At 62.4% G+C, this 18470-nt stretch carries 11 protein-coding genes; 6 read left to right on the forward strand and 5 right to left on the reverse strand.

From position 1 onward, the window contains the following. Window positions 1-11: 11 nt before the first annotated feature. Complete coding sequence (locus tag FJW06_RS17605; protein ID WP_140753495.1) at window positions 12-962, reverse strand: zincin-like metallopeptidase domain-containing protein; 951 nt, start codon at window positions 960-962, stop codon at window positions 12-14. Window positions 963-1222: 260 nt separating this feature from the next. Between FJW06_RS17605 and FJW06_RS17610 the strand changes: the two genes are divergently transcribed. Next, window positions 1223-2443, forward strand: coding sequence for an ATP-binding protein (locus FJW06_RS17610; RefSeq protein ID WP_140753496.1), 1221 nt, complete (start codon window positions 1223-1225; stop codon window positions 2441-2443). Between the two features lie 62 nt (window positions 2444-2505). Here the strand turns inward: FJW06_RS17610 and FJW06_RS17615 are convergent, their stop codons facing one another. From FJW06_RS17615 to FJW06_RS17630, 4 genes are read right to left on the reverse strand one after another with little or no spacing between them, the layout of a single operon-like run. Beyond that, window positions 2506-3156, reverse strand: a complete 651-nt coding sequence (locus tag FJW06_RS17615) for an SEC-C domain-containing protein (protein WP_140753497.1) — start codon at window positions 3154-3156, stop codon at window positions 2506-2508. A 14-nt stretch (window positions 3157-3170) separates the two neighbouring features. Further along, on the reverse strand, window positions 3171-4427 hold the full coding sequence (locus FJW06_RS17620) for a nucleotidyltransferase (RefSeq protein WP_140753498.1): 1257 nt from the start codon (window positions 4425-4427) through the stop codon (window positions 3171-3173). Between the two features lie 4 nt (window positions 4428-4431). Further along, complete coding sequence (locus FJW06_RS17625; RefSeq protein ID WP_140753499.1) at window positions 4432-5397, reverse strand: CBASS cGAMP-activated phospholipase; 966 nt, start codon at window positions 5395-5397, stop codon at window positions 4432-4434. Between the two features lie 23 nt (window positions 5398-5420). Next, entirely contained in the window at window positions 5421-5657 is a 237-nt protein-coding gene (locus FJW06_RS17630; protein ID WP_246674662.1) for a DUF2188 domain-containing protein, read from the reverse strand. 100 nt (window positions 5658-5757) lie between these two features. On the opposite strand from FJW06_RS17630, the gene FJW06_RS17635 reads away from it, so the two are divergent. The 5 genes from FJW06_RS17635 to FJW06_RS17655 are packed head-to-tail and all read left to right on the forward strand — an operon-like array spanning window position 5758 to window position 18454. Further along, window positions 5758-6621 carry a WYL domain-containing protein gene (locus tag FJW06_RS17635; RefSeq protein WP_140753501.1) on the forward strand — a complete coding sequence of 288 codons (864 nt, stop codon included), beginning with the start codon at window positions 5758-5760 and terminating at the stop codon, window positions 6619-6621. Between the two features lie 25 nt (window positions 6622-6646). Next, the gene (locus FJW06_RS17640; RefSeq protein ID WP_140753502.1) at window positions 6647-10150 is read left to right on the forward strand and encodes a helicase-related protein; all 3504 of its coding nucleotides are present in this window, start codon (window positions 6647-6649) and stop codon (window positions 10148-10150) included. Further along, a complete protein-coding gene (locus tag FJW06_RS17645) occupies window positions 10147-14391 on the forward strand; it encodes an ATPase (RefSeq protein WP_140753503.1) in 4245 nt (1414 codons plus the stop codon). Before FJW06_RS17640 ends, FJW06_RS17645 begins: the two co-directional genes overlap by 4 nt. Next, window positions 14388-15644 carry a hypothetical protein gene (locus tag FJW06_RS17650; RefSeq protein WP_140753504.1) on the forward strand — a complete coding sequence of 419 codons (1257 nt, stop codon included), beginning with the start codon at window positions 14388-14390 and terminating at the stop codon, window positions 15642-15644. The genes FJW06_RS17645 and FJW06_RS17650 overlap by 4 nt, the downstream gene beginning before the upstream one ends. Beyond that, window positions 15641-18454 carry a DUF1156 domain-containing protein gene (locus tag FJW06_RS17655; RefSeq protein ID WP_140753505.1) on the forward strand — a complete coding sequence of 938 codons (2814 nt, stop codon included), beginning with the start codon at window positions 15641-15643 and terminating at the stop codon, window positions 18452-18454. The genes FJW06_RS17650 and FJW06_RS17655 overlap by 4 nt, the downstream gene beginning before the upstream one ends. Window positions 18455-18470 lie beyond the last annotated feature (16 nt).

Here is an 18470-nt window from a genome sequence, read left to right on the forward strand (position 1 = left end):
TTTTCAGGAGATCACGCCGCCTGCCGCTCGTCATCGGTTATGCCGAGGTCGGTGTCCGGCGCGAAACTGAGCAGCCAGTCCGCTGCCTTGCTCGCCTGCGAGGCGGCGCGGACAATGGCGCGATTGTCCTCGCGCAGCACCTCCAGCCAGGAGCCGATATAGTCGGCATGGCGGACGGTCGGCACGATGCCGAGCGAGGCGCAGCAGAAAGCGGCGTTGATCTCCGCCACCAACTCCTCAAACGCGTATTTCTTCGACCCGAACGAGCCGGAAAGGTCGCGATCGAGACGTGAGGAATGTCCGCTGGCGTGCCCCAGCTCGTGCAGGGCCGTGCGGTGCCAGTTGATCGGCTCGAAATAAGCCTGCGGCGGCGGAACCTGCACATAGTCGAGCGCTGGAGCATAGAAGGCGCGATCGCCGCCGATGCGGAAGTCGACGCCTGTCGCCCGGATCAGCACCTCGACCTTCGGCTCGATCAGGCCGGGCGGAGGCGGCGGGACGATCGTGGCGATGTCGTCAGCCAGACCATCGCATTGCGCGGTGTTGAACACCGTGAACCGTTTGAGGAACGGGATGGCGGCGGCTTCCTCGCCGGCCTCGCGGGCGCGGCGTTTTTCGTCCTCCGGAGTGAAGCGATCGGCATAGACGACGGTGGTGCCGCGCTCGCCCTTGCGGACATTGCCGCCAAGCGACAGCGCCTGGCGGAAGGTGAGCCAGCTCTGGCCGGGAAAGCCGTGCTGAATGACGGCGCCCCAAAGGATCAGAACATTGATGCCCGAATAATGCCGGCCGGTTGCGCCATTTCTCGGCATGGCGAGCGGCGCTTTGGTCGAGGCCGATCCCCAGGGCTGGACCCAGGGCACGCGACCCGCCTCCAGCTCGGCGATGATCTTGCCGGTGATTTCGTCATAGAGGCTCGCCCGGTCCTGGTCGGTGCGTGCGTTGCTATCTTTCCTGAACATCGCGGTTCTCCGCGACGGGCGCCGGAGACCTCTTCTCCAGCCTCAACCCGTCACGGAAAACCCGTCCGCACTCTCACTCTCAGGGGGCGTTGCGGGGTCTCCCCGCAGAAGGGGTCGGCCGAGACCTTGGGCTCGGCCGCAGGGGAAGGCGTTCCCCTCCTGCCCTCCCAGATCGCGACCCCATCATTCCCAATTAGCGGGCCATTGACTCCCAATCAGCCGGAACCCATAGTCCCGATGGGCGAGGATTCGGAGCTGGGATGTTCGGACGGTTTGTGGAGCGACGGGCGGAAGAAGCCCTTGCGGATACCCCCGTGGTCCTGATCGTGGGACCGCGGCGGGCCGGCAAGACCACGCTCGTCCGAAAGATGGGCGACGCTGGCCGAACCTATATCACGCTGGACGATCAGACGGTTCTCGCGGCGGCCCAATCCGATCCGGCCGGCTTCATCCGGGGTCTGGATCAAGCCATCATCGACGAGATCCAGCGCGCGCCTGACCTGCTGCTAGCGATCAAGAAGACGGTCGACGAGGACTATCGGCCCGGACGATTCCTGCTGACCGGATCGGCGAACGTGCTGACCCTGCCGCGGATCGCCGACAGCCTGGCCGGACGGATGGAGACCATCCAGATGCTGCCGCTGGCAAAGGCCGAGATCGAAGGCCGGACGCCGACCTTTCTCGAGCGTCTGTTCGAAGGAAAGCTCCAGAGCCAGCGGAATGCGATCGTCGGCGACGATCTGGTCGAACTCGTCCTGCTCGGAGGATTTCCGGAGGCAATCAGCCGCGACAATGAGCGGCGGCGGCAGGACTGGTTGCGGTCCTATCTCACGTCGATCCTGACGCGCGATCTGCGCGACATCGCCGACGTGGAGAAACTGACCGAGCTTCCGAAATTCGTGCGGCTGCTGGCCGAGCATTCGGGACAGTTGGTGAACTATTCGCAGTTCGCAGCCGGCATCAACGTCACCCACAAGACCGGGCAGCGCTATGTCGGGCTGCTCGAACAGGTGTTCCTGATCGCAACGGTGCAGCCCTGGTTCACCAATGCGCTGAAGCGCATCGTCAAGACGCCCAAGCTGCACTTCCTCGATTCCGGCCTGCTGGCGACCGTGCGCGGGCTCACCTTCGACAGGGTGAAGGCCGATCGCGGAACATTCGGCGCGCTCCTGGAGAGCTTCGTGTTCTCGGAAGTGCTGAAGCTGATGAGCGCCTCAGACCTGCGGCTGACACCGCATCATTTCCGGGATCGGGACATGCGCGAAGTGGACATCGTACTGGAGCGCGATGACGGCATGATCGTCGGGATCGAAGTGAAGGCGAGCGCTACGGTGAAAGCGGGCGACTTCGCTGGTCTTCGCGCGCTGGCCGAGGCGTGCGGGGATCGCTTCGCCTTCGGCGCAGTCCTCTATGACAGCACAGATGTCGTACCGTTCGGCGACAGGTTGGCGGCGGCGCCACTGTCTTCACTTTGGGGATGAGACCGGTCTGCGATGGCGCGTCTTGATGCAGCGCCAATGTGCGCATCTACTACGCCGTTCGATCAGTTTTTTGGGTCGAGCCGAAGCAACATGCGCCGGGCGATATCAGGCGGCACTCTCCGGTGCATCGCCATCAAATCTTGATGGTGGCAGCGCCGTAGCGCCTTGCCACTTCCACACGGGCACGGCCAGTGGCCCTTTGGCCAATCCTGGGATAGCAGACGTAGATGATAGAGCAGGCTTTCTCGCTTGTTCGCTATTCCCAGCGCATCGGCATAAGCTTCCTCAAGTCCCTTCAGACCGTGTGGCCGTTCGCCAAACGGCCATTTTCCGGTCTTTTCGAACCAAAATTGTCCGAGAAAATATTCGCTGAGAGGGCCCTTGAGGAAGCTCCCAAACGAATGGTCACGCGAGGCGGCCAGCCAGTTTTCCCAAACCGTGACACAGCAATCCCCGTCGGGATTGATGTGTCGGTCCGGATTGCGTGGAATCCTGCCGCCAACTTCGAAAACCTTTGGCTCCCGCCGCGGATAAAGGTCGGGCAATTCCATCCTGATGTTGAATTCGGCGATCGGCCCATCCGGGGCGGCGACGACGTCCCGTTCAGATACGAGGTAGCTGCCTTCGACCAGGATCCGTCGATCGGCCGCGGTGGCGCGCAGCTTCGGCTGGTCAAAGGCGATCGCGGCCTTGACCTCCTTGAGGGTGAGCAACTCGGCTGGCCTCCTTACGACCTTGCCCAAGGTTTCGACTGCGGTCCGGCACGGTTGATCTGGTCGACGGCGTGTTGGGCGCGATCCACATCCTCCGCACGCGCGGCGCTGGTGATGATGGCCGGCGCCGCAAGGCCGGCGGCTGCAACCGGCAGCACTGCCGCCATGGCGCGATCGACGAGTTGCGGACCGAGATGCTCGCGGAGCAGCTCGGGGACTTTGTCGAAGGCGTTCGCCCGCAGATAGAGGGCGAAATCCTGGCGGGCCTGACCGAGCCAACGGTCGAAGTTCTCGCTCTTCTTGGGCTCTTCCGCCCATTTGTCGGCGAAGTTCTCGGCAGGGTTGACCGGGTTGGCGACCCAGGCAGCGCCGCCGCGATCCTCGATGTAGCGGTCCATCACAGTCAGGATGCTCTGCAGCGCCCCCGAGATGGTCGTCTCCTCGTTATAGGCGTGGGCCGAGAGCGTCGTGATGATGATCGAGATCGGCTTGTGTTCGCAATCCTCGGCGAACATGCAGTCGCGGTGGCGTTTCAGAAGCTGGACCGCGCGCTGGAGCGGGGTCTTGACCTTGTAATCGGGAATTTCATCGACGCTGGCGGTGATCCGCTCGCGCTTGGCGAAGGCCTTCTTGCTCTCGGTCAGTTGGACGAGCATCCGGTTCCGGAACCATGCGCCATAGCCGGTCGGATTGCTCTGCGGCCAATCCTCGGTCGGCTGATCGTAGTGCGGGAGGGTCTTGTCGGTGATGGCGATGGCATGCCCGCTCAGTGCGCTGTCGTGCGCCAGAGTGCGATAACCCTCCGCCAGGAGCTTGGTCTGATAGCGCTGCGCGTCAGGCAGCGCCGGCAGAATGTCCATGTGGAATTGCGCGCCTGCAGCGTAGTTGAGGGTCCAGCAACGCCGGCCGTCGTCGGGCTTGGTCATGCCATGGGCCTTGGCATAGAGTCCGACCTCGTAGCCGACCGCATCCTTCAGGCTTTTCTGCGTGAACTCGGCCTTCGTCGCATTCAAGCGACAGACAAGATCAACATCATACTCCTCGGCGTCGGTGAGCGGCCGGGTCACGGTACCGAGCAGGAAAGACCCCTGCGGCGAGATCGCCGGATCATAGTCGGCCAGCGTGGACTCAGGACGGTCGAGCCAGTTGCCGATCGCTTCGTAACGGGACCTCGCCTCCTCGAGCTTGGACGGCGGGATGGCGAGAGCTTCCGCCATCGCTTCCAGGATATCATCGTGCGTCTTGGCGAGGCGCTTGTCGTGCATGGTCATGGCATCACCTGTAGTGAGGGGTGAATTCCTCAGCAGGCGCGCCGAAGAATTGCGGTTGAAGGATGGGTTTCTGGATTCGCGCCTCGGCAAAGGCGCGGTCTTTCAAGCTGCGGATGCGGCTGGTGTCGTCGAGGGAATAGAAGCCATCGGGGACAGGCTGGGAGACGCGGTAAATGGCGCGCCGCTCATGCGGATCGCCCGTCAGAATCTGGGCGATGCCGAGAGAGCCATGCGACTGGCCAGCCATGAACAGGCTGGCGAGCTGCGGCGCGAGACTGGCTGCGCCATAGGCTTCGCGCACAACCTTGATGTCCTCCAGGCACCCGATGCTGAGAACGCGGATGTCTTCGGCCGGCCAGCCCAAAGTCGCCATCGCTTCGACGACCGCGATCCCGGTCGGGTTGTTGGCCCAGAGCCCGCCATCGACCAGTCCGACGTCATTGGCCGTGACGTGCTGCGCGAAATAGGTTGGCGCTGCCGCCGTCGCCATCGCGGCGTCGACCGCGAACTCCTTATAGTCGGTCCGGAGCCGGGGGTGATGGGCGGTCTTGAAGATGTAGACGCCTTGCGTCTGGGGATGCCATGCGGGGATCACCAAGCGTGTCCGAGCCTCGCCAAGTTTGCGGTCCCCCAGCACGCCATGGAGCGCGTCGCGGAGCGGCTGCGCGCTGTATTTCGGCCCCCAAAGCAACCAGCGTCCCTTACGCAGGTGCCGGCCGACCCAGCCTGCAATGCCCCCGCGCGTCTGCGCGAAGATCGCCGGCCCCTTCTCCTCGTAAAACTTGAGAATATCGGAGGCGCGCAGCCCAAGCGCCAATCCGATGGCGATGATGCCGCCGGTCGAGGTGCCGGAGATGAGATCGAAATAGCGGCCGATGGGCTGCTCAAGGTCGTGTTCGAGATTGGCGAGGAACGCCGCCGGGAATGTGCCTCGGATGCCGCCGCCATCGATAGTCAGGATACGTTTCAACGCGCGCCCCCTCTGCTCGTCGCCTAGTGCTTCTGGTCCCGCGGCGGATTCGGATCGTTGCCGGGCGGCACCGTGTCGGAATCCCGCCAACGGCCGTCGCGGCCCTGAATACGAACCTCGCCGCCACCGAGATTGCGAACCGTCTGCTTCGCGGCCTGCTCGGCGTCGCGCTGGGTGGAATGGACGCTGCTCGCGCGCTCGCTGCCGGGCGCTTTCACGGCCCAGCCCTTCGGATGCTTGGTGACGTATCTGTCGGCCACGGTGAACTCCAGCCATTGACTCGGTGACGACATGAATATATAAACTAATCGCGTTCGTCGCAAGATGCGTATAGTTTTTATCTTCATATGAGGACCGCGAGTGCGTTGGGGCGTCGAACAAAGGCTTGAGTTTATTGAGTTCCGCCTGTTCTGGGAGGGCTCGATCAATCGCGCCGACATCGTGGAGTTTTTCGGCGTGTCCGTGCCGCAGGCGTCAAAAGACCTGACGCTCTATCAGGAGCGCGCGCCAGGAAACATGGACTACGACACGCGGGCCAAGCGCTATGTCGCTGCCGAAAAGTTCGTGCTGCGGTTCCTCGACCCGGATCCTTATGTGTATCTCGCGCAGCTCCGCTCTGTGGCCGAAGGCACCGTCCCCTCCCATGATTCCTGGATCGCCGCGCTACCCCGGGCCGATGTCGCGCTGACGCCCAAGCGGGACATCGACATCAAGGTCCTGCGCCGGATCCTCGATGCCGCGCGCGAAGGCGCGTCGGTGGACGTCTTCTATCAGTCGATGAACAAGGTGCGCCCCGACCCCATCTGGCGCCGTATCACACCGCATGCCTTCGGCTATGACGGCTTCCGCTGGCATACCCGGGCCTATTGCCACATCGAGCACAAGTTCAAAGACTTCCTCCTACCGCGCATTCTGGAGGTCGGCGCCATCGGTCAACCCGGTGCGACCGGCGAGCAGGACTGGCTCTGGAACAACTATTTCGACGTCGAGATCGGCCCGCATCCGGATCTCACCGAGAGCCAGAAGAAAGTCGTCGCCAAGGACTATGGGTTCGACCATGGCAATGGCGTGCTTTCGGTTCGCTATGCGATGCTGTTCTATGTTTTGAAGCGACTGGGTCTTCTCGGCGACGCGATAAAGCAAAACGCTCGCACGCAGCATATTGTCGCAATAAACCGCAAAGAGACCGAGGCTGCGCTGGAGCGGGCGGAGTTTCGGCAGTGAAGATATTTGGGGGAAACGTCGGCTGATGGGGGCGAGACTCGAAGACATCAAGAATGGCGCGTCGGTTCGGGGCATCGCGTCCGCGCAGCCTGTGCATGTCGTCTCGATCGACTGGATCGGCGACCAGGCGATCAACGTCGTTTTCCGTGATCACAACGGTGCGGTCGCCGAGGCGGTGCTCTATCGGGACGACGAGCATCGTCTCGAAGTCGAGCAGAGCGGACGACCCTGGTCGTTCGACGCCGATGGCGCGCTGCTGCGGCTGGTGACTGAGGCCAATCGCATTAAGCTCGCGCATTATTTCGACCCCTACCTCGCGATACACACCAGCCTGGTCGATCCGCTGCCGCATCAGATCTCGGCCGTCTATGGCGAAATGCTGCCGCGCCAGCCGCTGCGCTTCTTGCTCGCGGACGATCCCGGCGCCGGCAAGACGATCATGGCCGGGTTGCTCATCAAAGAGCTGATCGCGCGCAGCGATCTGGAGCGCTGTCTTGTCGTCGCGCCGGGCAGCCTCGTCGAGCAGTGGCAGGACGAACTCGGCCAGAAGTTCAATCTGGAATTCGACATCCTCACGCGCGACATGATCGAGACCTCGCGCTCGGGCAATCCGTTCAGCGACCGCGACCGGCTGATTGTCCGCCTCGACGTGTTGGCGCGCAACGAGGAGCTTCAGGAGAAGCTCATGAGCGCGCGCGGATGGGACTTGATCATCTGCGACGAAGCGCACCGCATGTCGGCGACCTATTTTGGCGGCGAGGTCAAATATACGCGGCGCTATCAGGTCGGGCAGAGGCTCGGCCAGGTCTGTCGCCATCTGCTGCTGATGTCGGCGACGCCGCACAACGGCAAGGAGGAGGACTTCCAACTGTTCATGGCGCTGCTCGACGGCGACCGCTTCGAGGGGCGGTTCCGCGACGGCGTCCATTATGCCGACACAGAAGACATGATGCGGCGGCTGACTAAGGAGGAACTGCTCAGGTTCGACGGTCGGCCGCTCTTTCCCGAACGTCGCGCACGCACGGTCAAATATCAGCTCTCGGAAGGCGAAGCCGCGCTCTACGCCGCCGTCACCGACTATGTCCGCACAGAGATGAACCGCGTGCAGCGTTTTGCCGAGGGCGACGGCAAGAAGCGCAACAATGTTGGCTTCGCGCTTCAGATCCTCCAGCGGCGGCTCGCCTCATCGCCGGCCGCCATTTACCAGTCGCTGAAGCGCCGGCGTGAACGGCTCGAGACCGAGCTGGGCGAAGCGCGTCTCGCCGCCAAAGGGCGCAGGGCCGGCATCGGCGAGCCGGCAATCAACCCCGATATGCTGCGCAACATCGAGGAATATGGGCAGGAGGAGATCGACGAACTCGAGGATCTGATCTCGACGGGGGCGACGACCGCCGAGACGGTCGAGCAGCTCGCGCTCGAGGTCGAGACGCTGAAGAGCCTGGAGACGATGGCGCTCGGCGTGCTGCGCTCGGGCGTCGACACGAAATGGACCCAGCTCAACCGCATTCTCGACGATGACCTTATGCTCGATGCCGCAGGCAATCGCCGCAAGCTGATCATCTTCACCGAGCCCAAGGACACGCTCCACTACCTGCTCGACAAGGTGCGCGCGCGGCTCGGCAATTCCGAAGCGGTGGACGTGATCCATGGCGGGGTATCGCGCGAGGAGCGCCGCAAGGTGATCGAGCGCTTCATGCAGGACAAGGACCTGCTTGTGCTGATTGCCAACGATGCCGCCGGCGAGGGCGTGAACCTCCAGCGCGGCCATCTGATGGTCAATTACGACCTCCCCTGGAACCCCAACAAGATCGAGCAGCGGTTCGGCCGCATCCATCGCATCGGCCAGACTGAGGTCTGCCACCTTTGGAATCTAGTCGCGGCCGACACCCGCGAAGGCGAGGTCTATGGACGCCTGCTCGAAAAGCTGGAGGCGGCACGCGAGGCGCTGGGCGGGCGCGTCTATGACGTGCTCGGTGAGCTGTTCGAAGGCACAGCGCTCAAGGACCTCCTCTTCCAGGCCATCCAATACGGTGAGCAGGAAGAAGTGAAGGCGCGTCTCTTCCGGCAGGTCGATGGCGCCGTCGATCAGACGCATCTCTTGGAATTGCTCCGCCGCCGGGCGCTGACCAACGACACGATGCCCGAAGCCAAGGTCGAGGAGCTGCGTCTCGAGATGGAACGGGCCGAGGCGCTGCGCCTTCAGCCCCATCATATCCAGAGTTTCTTCGTCGAGGCGTTCCAGCATCTCGGCGGCCGTCTCAAGCGCCGGGAAGAGGGGCGCTGGGAGATCACCCATGTTCCCGTGCGCATCCGGGAGCGTGATCGTCAGATCGGCACCGGCGCGCCGATTCAGAAGCAATATGAGCGGATCTGCTTCGAGAAGAACCTGATCAATCAGCAGCCGGTCGCCGCCTTCGTCTGCCCTGGCCACCCGCTGCTTGAAGCTGTGATCAGCCTCATCCGCGAGCAATATGAGCAGATCATGCGCCAGGGCGCGATCCTGGTCGATGAAACCGATCCAGGCGACGCGCTCTCCGCGATCTTTCTTCTGGAGCACACGGTCCAAGACGGCCGCACCACGAGCCTCGGCAAGCCGCATGTGATCTCGCAGCGGCTCCAGTTCGCCGCGATCGACAAGGCGGGCCAGGCGGTCAACGCCGGCATCGCGCCGCACCTTAATCTCCGTCCAGCCACGGCCGAGGAGGTCGGCGCCGTGCGCGACCTGCTCGACGAGAACTGGCTGACGAGCGAGCTGGAAAAGACGGCCATCCGCTTCGCCACGGTGGAGCTGGCGCAAAAGCATGTCGCCGAGGTCAAGGCCCGCCGTCTCCCCGAAATCGAGAAGGTCGAGCAGGAAGTGCGGTCGCGGCTCAAGAAGGAGATCAATTATTGGGATTCGCGGGCCTTCGAGCTGAAGGAGGAGGAAAAGGCCGGCAAGAAGACGAGGCTCAACTGGCAGAACGCGCAGCGCCGGGCCGAAGAACTGGCCGAGCGTCAGAAGCGCCGGATGGACCAGCTCCAGCAAGAGCGGTTCATCTCCTCTCAGCCGCCGCGGGCGCGCGGTGGCATGGTGGTGATCCCGCGTGGTCTCTTGGACGCGCGACAGTCCCCGACGGTGCCGAACCATTTCGCCGAGGATCCCGCAGCGCGCAGAGAGATCGAGCTCGCCGCGATGCAAGCGGTCATGGCGGCGGAGCGCGCGTTGGGACATGAGCCGGTCGACGTCTCTGCCCAGAAGATCGGCTATGACATCGCCTCGCTCAATCCGAAGGCGGGGCATCTCCGCTTCATCGAGGTCAAGGGCCGCATCGACGGCGCAGACTCGGTGATGATCACTCGGCAGGAGGTGATCACCTCGCTGCACGAGCCCGAGAAATTCATCCTGGCGATCGTCTCTGTCGCCGGTGGCTTCGCCCATGAGCCGCGCTATGTACGCGGCCCGCTCGTTGACCGCGAGCCGTCCTTCCTGGAGACCGCGATCCAGTTCGATCTTCGGCGTCTATTGGAGCGAGCGGGGACGCCGTCATGAGCACGGGGCGTCTGCTTGCAGCCAGCGTCGGCGATCCGCCGGACTATTTCCATAGAATCAGGGAGCGGGCCTCAAAGCGTTGGGATCAGCTTGAGGCAGACCCTGAGCTTGCAGGGCCTTGGCACCAACTGTTCAAGCAGGTCCAGAGCCCGCGCCATATCCTCTCCGAATTGCTCCAAAACGCCGATGACGCGGGCGCCAGCGAAGCGCGCGTATCGATCGAGAATGATCGCTTCGTGTTCGAGCACAATGGCGAGGACTTTATCGAGGCGCACTTCGCGTCGATCTGCCGCTTTGGCTATTCCAACAAGCGCGCACTCCACACTATCGGTTTCCGCGGCATCGGGTTCAAGAGCACGTTCAGTCTTGGCGATCGGGTCGAGCTGTTCACGCCGACCCTGGCCGTGGCCTTCGAGCGCATTCGGTTTACGGAGCCGCACTGGATCGATGGCAGACATCTCACGAACGGCAGCACTCGGGTCGAGGTAGCCATCGCCGATTCCCTGCTGCGTCGCGAGGTTGAAAAAAACCTCGATGAGTGGCTGAAGAGTCCAGTTTCGCTGCTCTTCTTCAAGCGGATTCGCCGGCTGCAGGTCGGCGATCGCGTGGTGCATTGGCAAAGCCTCGGCCCTGGTCCGATCGCCGAGAGCGAATGGATGGGGCTCGACCAGAAGGCCGACGATCCCTTTCTGCTGGTGCGGTCGGCCGAGGAGGCTTTTCCGGCGGATGCGCTCGATGAAATCCGTAAAGAGCGCATGCTGGGAGCCGAGGATAGCAGCGACTTTCCGCCCTGCCGGGTTGAGATCGTGCTGGGCGCAAAGGGAAGACTCTATGTCGTGCTGCCGACCGGAGTTGAAACGGCGCTTCCCTTCGCCTGCAATGCCCCTTTCATTCAGGATCCGGCGCGCCTCAAGATCAAGGATCCGGAGACCTCGCCGACCAATCGCTGGCTCCTGAACCGAGCGGGCGTACTCGCCGCCAGCGCGATGATGGAATGGCTCGAACAGGCCAAGACCAGCGCACGGGACCGGACGGGCGCCTATGGTCTGCTGCCTGACGTTGACCGTGAGGCGACCACGCTCGAAGGGTCATGCGGCGCGATCGTCGAGCTTGCGTTTGATGGTGCGATCGATGATCGAGCGATCCTGCTGACTGAGAATGGCGAACTGGTCGCCGCCGGGGGCGCGATCGCCGTTCCGCAGCCGATATTCGACATCTGGCCAGCCGACCAGGCCTTGGCCTTGCTCGACACCAAGTCACGGCCGGCGTTGTGCCAGCATGTGTCGGTCAAGGATCGGACCAAGCTCGTTCGCTGGGGCCTGGTCGAGGAGTTTTCGAAGGCCGAGCTGCTTCAGCGGTTGCGCAGCAATCATCTGCCTCGGCCGTCGACTTGGCGGCACCTGTTGAATCTCTGGTCCTACATCGCTGCCGAGGTGACAGGTTGGCAGTATCAGGACGCCGACGATCTGCGGATCGTGCCGGTCCAGGGCAAGGAGGTGCTTTACGCAGCGTCCGAGATCGTTCGGCTCGGTGAGAAAAAGCTTCTCCAATCGGAGGAGGATTGGGAATTCCTCGCCGGTCATCTGATCGTCCTGAACCAGAATTGGACCCGTTTCCTCGCCGAGCAGCGCCGCGACAAGGCCGAGGGTGGTGGCCGAAGCGACCCGGTTCAGGCCGCCTTCGCGGTGCTGAAGGAAATTGGTCTGGATGAAACAAGCGACGTCAATGCCGTGATCGAGCGGGTCGCCGCCGATTATTTCAGCTCAGCGCAGCCGAAGCTGGCGGAGTGCGTCCAGCTTGCTCAGATCGCGGCCAAGCTCGGCGTTACCATCGGCGAATCCTTCCGATATGCTTGCGCCGACCTGAAGCTGCGGGCGATCGGGAAGGGCGTCCTATTTGATGAAAATGGCTCGTTAGAGGAACTGCTGCCGGAGAGTGTTCAGCAGACGCACCTCGTGCACGCCGATTATGTGGCAACCTTCAAATCCTGCTCGCGGGAAGATTGGCTTCGCTGGGTATCTTCCGGCCGTTCGGGCCTTCAGACATTCGCACCGCTCGTCCAGAGGCGAGGCAGCGTCTATGGGCGTCAGCGTGCCACTGCGGAGGCGCAGGCACGCGGGCAGCGCCAACCACTTTCCTATTCCTACGTCACCGACAGCTTCGTCATCGACGATTGGGACTTCCCCGCCGACTATTGGCGGCATTGGGAGGTGCTGTCGAAGAGCGATCCGGGCCTCTGGGCCAAGGTCGCCGGGAAGGTCCTGGAACAGCGGGAGGCCTATTGGTCGCGCGCTTCGAGCGCTCGCCTGTCACAGGTGGCCACCACCGGATCGACGCGATCGGTCACTTCGGAGCCGTTGCTGACGGATTGGTTACTGAAGCTGCGGACCAAGCCCTGCCTCCCTGACATGCGCAGCATGATCCAGGTTCCGGCGGACCTGGTGCGCAGGAGCCCCGAGACGGAGGCGCTGATCGACGTCGAGCCCTTCGTGCATGGCTTGCTCGACCGGGAAACGACACGCCCGCTGCTCGACCTGCTTGGCGTCCGCAGCACGCCGAGCGGCCCCGGACGCCTGCTCGATCGGCTGCGCGCGCTTGCGAAATCGGACAAGGCTCCGGCGCATGAGGTCGAGAAGTGGTATCGCCGCCTGGACCAAATGCTCGACGGCTGCTCGACCGCCGACGCCCAAAATCTCAGGAACGCTTTCAAGACCGAGAAGCTGATCCTCGCCCAGGACGGGACCTGGGTGACGTCCGGGGGAGTCTTTCTGGCCGGGGACGAGGAAGACGTTCCTGGCGCGGCGGTCATCCGGTCCTCTGTGCTCGATCTCAGTCTGTGGCGGCGCATCGGTGTTGCTGAACGGCCCTCCGCAGACCTGGCGCTGCAATGGCTCGGCACGCTGGGCTCGGGGAAGGCGCTGTCGGCTGACGACGCCCGCCGGGTTCGTTCGCTGCTGGTGCGATACCCGACCCGCATCTGGGAAGAGTGCGGCCATTGGGTGAATCTGCTGGGCGAATGGGTGCCGGCCGACACGCTCGCCTATGCGTTGAGCATGCAGACCCTTTTCCGGTGGAGCCACCTGCACGATTGGGTCAAGCGTAAGACCGCCGACCTTCAGCGGCTACCGGCGGAGACCGTGCAGGCGCCGCCGTTCTCGGCGCTTCCGGCGCTGTCGGATCTTGTCGAAGAGCGGTTCAACCAGCCATCGTTGCTCGCGCGACTCGAAGACCGGCGCGCCTGGCTGACGGCGTTCGGAACCCAGCTTGGGCGGATCGAGCTTGCCGATCCCGCTGAGACCGAGCGAGTGCGGACGCTGGCCGAAGCGATCGCCGCGACGAGCTGGGTCCAGGCGCCCAAGCTGGAGGTCATTCCCTATCTCGACGGTGTGCCCGCCGGCACGGCGCGGCTCACGGACATCCTGTGGCTCGACCGAAAGCTGTTCGTCAGCCCCTTGACCAAAGCCAAGCTCGCCAAGCGCGTGCCGGAGGAGATCGGCAGGAGTCTGAACGCGGACATTCGTGCAGCGCTGGCCTATGCGTTCGAGCGGTCGCCCGAAGACATCAAGGAATATCTTGAGGAGAACTTCACGCTCGGCCCCGAGCAGCGAGCGGTAGCGCCGGTTGTCGAGACCCAGCCCGTAGCCGGGCCGGTCGTTGACGAAGCGGTGGGCGCGCTCCGCGAGGATGCCGGCGAGTACGCAGAGTCGATCGGCGATGCCCCTGTCGCGGAAGAGCCTGATCTAACCGAGGACGATGAACCCGCGGCCCAGCCAGAGGCCGAGGAGCCATTGGAAAACCCTGAAGGCGGCTTGCTGGCATCAGAGCCCGTAACCCGGTCGCGCCCGCCCGCGAAGCCGCCACGACCGAACGTGATGTCGCGTTTCGCGCTTGCCCAGGGCTACAAGGCCGACGGCGACGATCGCTTCTTCCATGCGGACGGAAGCTGGATCGGCCGCGCCAACGGAGCGAGGTTTCCGTGGGAGCGCCGCTCGGCGGGCGGCGAGGTCCTGCGTCACTATTACCCGAAGGAACATTGCCTGGAGCACGAGCCGCTCCAGATCGAGGCCGACGTGTGGGGTCTGCTCGACCAGAAGCCCGACGTCTATTCCTTCATTCTCGTCAACCCCGAGAGCGAGCCGGTTGAGATGACGGGCGCCCGCCTGCGTGCGTTGCGCGACGACGGCGAAATCACCATTCACCCCGCAACATACAGGCTCGTCCTGTCGGAGGCATCAACGTGACGGATGCCCAGGTGTCTCATTTGGGTGCCGTCTCCAGGCGGGTCGTTCGCGCGTTCAACGGGCGCAGCAATCTGCCGGTCCATGAATTGGCGAAAGCTAAAGTGGAGAAGCCCCACGGCCGTACCCGACCGCTTCCCAAAGCATCGGGCAACGTGCAGTTCAGTGCTTGGCGCCTGGCCCATGCGGTCAAGAAGGCTGATTGCTTGCGATGGCAGACCGCGCCGATCCGTTGGGTAGGGGCTGCCGGGTTTCTTCTTGAAAACGGCCACCTGTTCGATTGGACCACGAGCGAGTGGTGCCTGAACGACGGCATGTCGAGTTTCTATGCCGATTTCTCCGGCTCCGGCTTGGCGGGACGGATTGCGCAAGGCATGGCGCTGCTGCTCTTGGAAGACAAGGGCTACGCCTATGTCGGTCGCTTCGAAACCGAGTGGAGGCAACGCGCGGCCACGCAAAATAGGCAATGGCCCGCAGGCAAAACGAAGGCGCCGGACTTCATCGCCGAGAACGGGCAAAAGCAATGGGTGCTCGCTGAATCCAAGGGCGGGTTTTCGTCTCCGGGAAAGAAACCACCCATCAAAGGCGCGTTGAAGGACGGACTGACCCAGCTCGACGGTTGGGACAAGTATATCAATCCCCAGCCCATCAAGAGCTTTGCGATCGGCACGTTCCTGCGGGAGGCTGGTGATACTCTTGGCGAGACATCGCTTGTCGCCTTCGTCGATCCCGAGCCGGAGGTTCCCGAAAACCCCGTCGAGTTCCCCCGTGACGCGGTTCGCCGGGCCAATTATGCCTCGTGGTTATCCCTGATGGGATTGGACGAGGCGGCTGCTCGGCTGCGAGTGGGCGAAGGGGAGCCCCAGCGATACGAGATTCCTCTCCTTACCGTGGGCGAGCGCCAATATGCGGTGAGCATCGCGTCGGTGATGCCGAGGCATCCCGACCTATCCAGCCGGGAATTCGGGCGTGATTGGCCATTTTGGCCCTTTCCTTGGCTCCGGGACGGCATCGACATCGAACTTGTCGGCCTCGATCTCAAAGTCCTGCGCGCCCTGAGTTCGGCGACGCTATCGGTTGATGCTTCAGAGCTGATGGCGCTGGAGCCGTCGGAGCGGCGAGACACGCCTGCCGATCTGGACGGCGGGACATTTTACGGCAGTGTTTTTTCGGATGGTTCCTTGCTGGGCGAGCTGAGGCTGCGGCGTCGGGGAGAGCCGTTTCCGGATATCGAGTGGACCGAGGTGGAACTGTGACGGCTTACAAAAAGAAACTCATCGAAGTCGCGATCCCGCTTGAGGCGATCAACGCTGCCTCTGCGCGAGAGAAGTCGATCCGGCACGGACATCCGTCCACCCTACATCTGTGGTGGGCGAGGCGCCCCCTGGCAGCATGCCGAGCTGTGCTGTTCGCTCAGCTCGTTGATGATCCATCAAGCCATCCGGACAAATTCCCAACCGAGGAGGCCGTTGAAGCGGAGCGGCAAAGACTGTTCAGAATCATCGAGGAACTCGTCGTTTGGGAAAATTCGACAAACGACGAGGTGCTCGAGCGCGCACGAATCGAAATTCGCAAGAGCTGCGGGGACGAACTTCCTGCGATCTATGACCCATTTTCAGGTGGTGCGTCGATCCCACTTGAAGCGCAACGCCTTGGCCTTCCATCTTTTGGTTCTGACCTCAACCCCGTCGCGGTGATGATCGGCAAGGCGATGGTCGAGATCCCGCCGCGCTTCAAAAGCAATCCGCCAGTTCATCCCGGAGGACGGGACCGAATTCACTATCGAAACGCTGAGGGGTTAGCCGAGGACATCAGATATTACGGCGAATGGGTGCGAGAGGAAGCGTTTCGGCGCATTAGCCACCTGTATCCCCAGGTCGACCTGCCGAAAGAGCTAGGGAGTGGGAAGGCCACGGTCGTCGCATGGATTTGGGCGCGAACAGTGCCGAGCCCGGATCCCGCCTTTGCCGACACACGCGTGCCAATTGCGTCCAGCTTTCTGCTGAGCCTCAACGCCGGCAAAGAAGCGTGGATCGAGCCGATTGTCGACAAGCGCGCCAAATCCGTCACCTACAAGGTACGAAGCGGGGGGACAAAGGCACAACTTGAAAAGGCAAAGAAGGGCACCAAAGCTGGCCGTGCTGTCTTTAACTGCATTTTCTCGGATGCCCCGATAACAGGCGACTACATCGATAGGCAAGCCGCCGAAGGCAAGATGGGCAAGACGTTATTGGCCATCATTGCAGAAGGTCCGAGCGGGCGGCGCTATTTGTCAGTGGATTCGCTGAGCGAGCAAGCAGCAACCGTCGCGGCGGAAGCAGCCGTAGCTAAGTTGGACTTGGGCTACCTCGATATACCCTGTCGGGGAACGTTCGCAAGTAACGCTCAAGGTCGTCGATATGGCTTTAATACCTTTAAGGATTACTTCATTGAACGTCAGCTCGTCGCCTTAAATACGTTCGGCGAGTTGGTTCGCGAGGTGCGCTCAAAGATCGAGAAAGATGCTCTAGCCGCAGGTCTCTCGTCCGACGGGATGCCACTTCGCGAAGGAGGAGATGGCGCCAAGGCCTACGCAGAAGCCGTAAGCGTGTATTTGGCATTTGCCATTGATCGCGTGGCGGATGCCGGCAGCTCAGTCGCGACGTGGTCGTCCTCCGGGTTCATTCGATTCACCTTCGCACGCCAAGGCATCGCTATGACGTGGGATTTCGCTGAGTGTAACGTATTCAGTGATAGCACCGGCAATTTCTTGGGCGCCGTAGAATGGGTATGGAAGGCCCTTCTAGGATTAAGTTCGAATGCGGCAGGAAAAATTGTTCAGCATGATGCGCAGACTGTCCAAATACCTGAGAACGCCGTAATCTCGACGGACCCACCCTATTACGACAACATTGGCTACGCCGATTTATCTGACTATTTCTATGTTTGGTTGCGATGGAATATAAAGGATGTATTTCCTGCGCAGAGCAGCACGATTACTGTTCCGAAGGCGGAGGAGTTGGTTGCTACGCCGTATAGGCATGGAGGAAACGACGAAGCAGAGAAGTTTTTCCTCGATGGAATGACGCTGGCTATCTCAAATCTGGCGCTGCAGGCTTCGAGTCAGTTTCCCGCGACCATATACTACGCGTTTAAGCAGAGCGAAGTGGAGCAGGAAGGGCTATCGTCGACAGGATGGGCGACGTTTATCCAAGCCGTAATTTCAGCAGGGTACTCGATCGTCGGAACTTGGCCCGTCCGGACAGAACGCGCTGCACGCACAGTCGCGTCGGGTACGAATGCCCTTGCCAATTCGGTCGTCCTCGTCTGCCGCAGGAAGGAAGCCGCCGCCGAAGTTATCACGCGCGCGGAGTTCATACGTGCGCTGAAACGCGAGTTGCCCCCGGCAATCGCCGAGCTTCAGGCCGCCAACATCGCCCCAGCCGATATGCCGCAATCGGCGATCGGACCCGGAATGGGCGTTTTCTCGCGCTACCAGGCCGTACTGGAAAGCGACGACAATCCGATGAGCGTGAAGACTGCACTCCAGCTCATCAACAAGGAGCTGGACGAGTACCTTGGGGGCATCCAGGGCGAGTTCGACGCCGATACCCGCTTTGCGATCACTTGGTTCGAGCAGAACGGGCTAAAAGCCGGTGAGTACGGCACCGCCAACAGCATCGCGACTGCGCGCGGCATCTCGGTCGATAGCGTCAAACATGCCGGGATCGTGGAAAGTGCCGCCGGTAAGGTCCGCATCCTGACGCGCGACGAGCTTGATGATGATTGGGAACCAGAGAGCGACGGCCACCTGACGGTGTGGGAGTGCCTCCAGCATTTGGTCCGTCTGCACGAAAAGGACGGCATCTCCCACGAAACCGCTGTGCTGCTGAAGAAGATCAACACCCAGGCCGAGGCCGTGAAGGATCTCGCCTACTGCCTCTACGACATCAGCGCCAACAAGCGAAAGGATGCGAAGGAGGCCACGGCCTACAACGCGCTGATTGCCGACTGGACCGAGCTGACGAAGGCTGCGGCGGCCATCCACGACACGAGCGGGGATCGTCAGACCCGGCTGGATATTTGAGGGGGAACGGGACGTG

The organism is Mesorhizobium sp. B4-1-3 (assembly GCF_006439355.1).
Classification (GTDB): domain Bacteria; phylum Pseudomonadota; class Alphaproteobacteria; order Rhizobiales; family Rhizobiaceae; genus Mesorhizobium.

Coding starts and splice junctions, on each gene's coding strand:
- FJW06_RS17605 (WP_140753495.1), bottom strand. CDS start 962: ATGTTCAGGAAAGATAGCAACGCACGCACCGACCAGGACCGGGCGAGC.
- FJW06_RS17610 (WP_140753496.1), top strand. CDS start 1,223: ATGTTCGGACGGTTTGTGGAGCGACGGGCGGAAGAAGCCCTTGCGGAT.
- FJW06_RS17620 (WP_140753498.1), bottom strand. CDS start 4,427: ATGACCATGCACGACAAGCGCCTCGCCAAGACGCACGATGATATCCTG.
- FJW06_RS17640 (WP_140753502.1), top strand. CDS start 6,647: ATGGGGGCGAGACTCGAAGACATCAAGAATGGCGCGTCGGTTCGGGGC.
- FJW06_RS17645 (WP_140753503.1), top strand. CDS start 10,147: ATGAGCACGGGGCGTCTGCTTGCAGCCAGCGTCGGCGATCCGCCGGAC.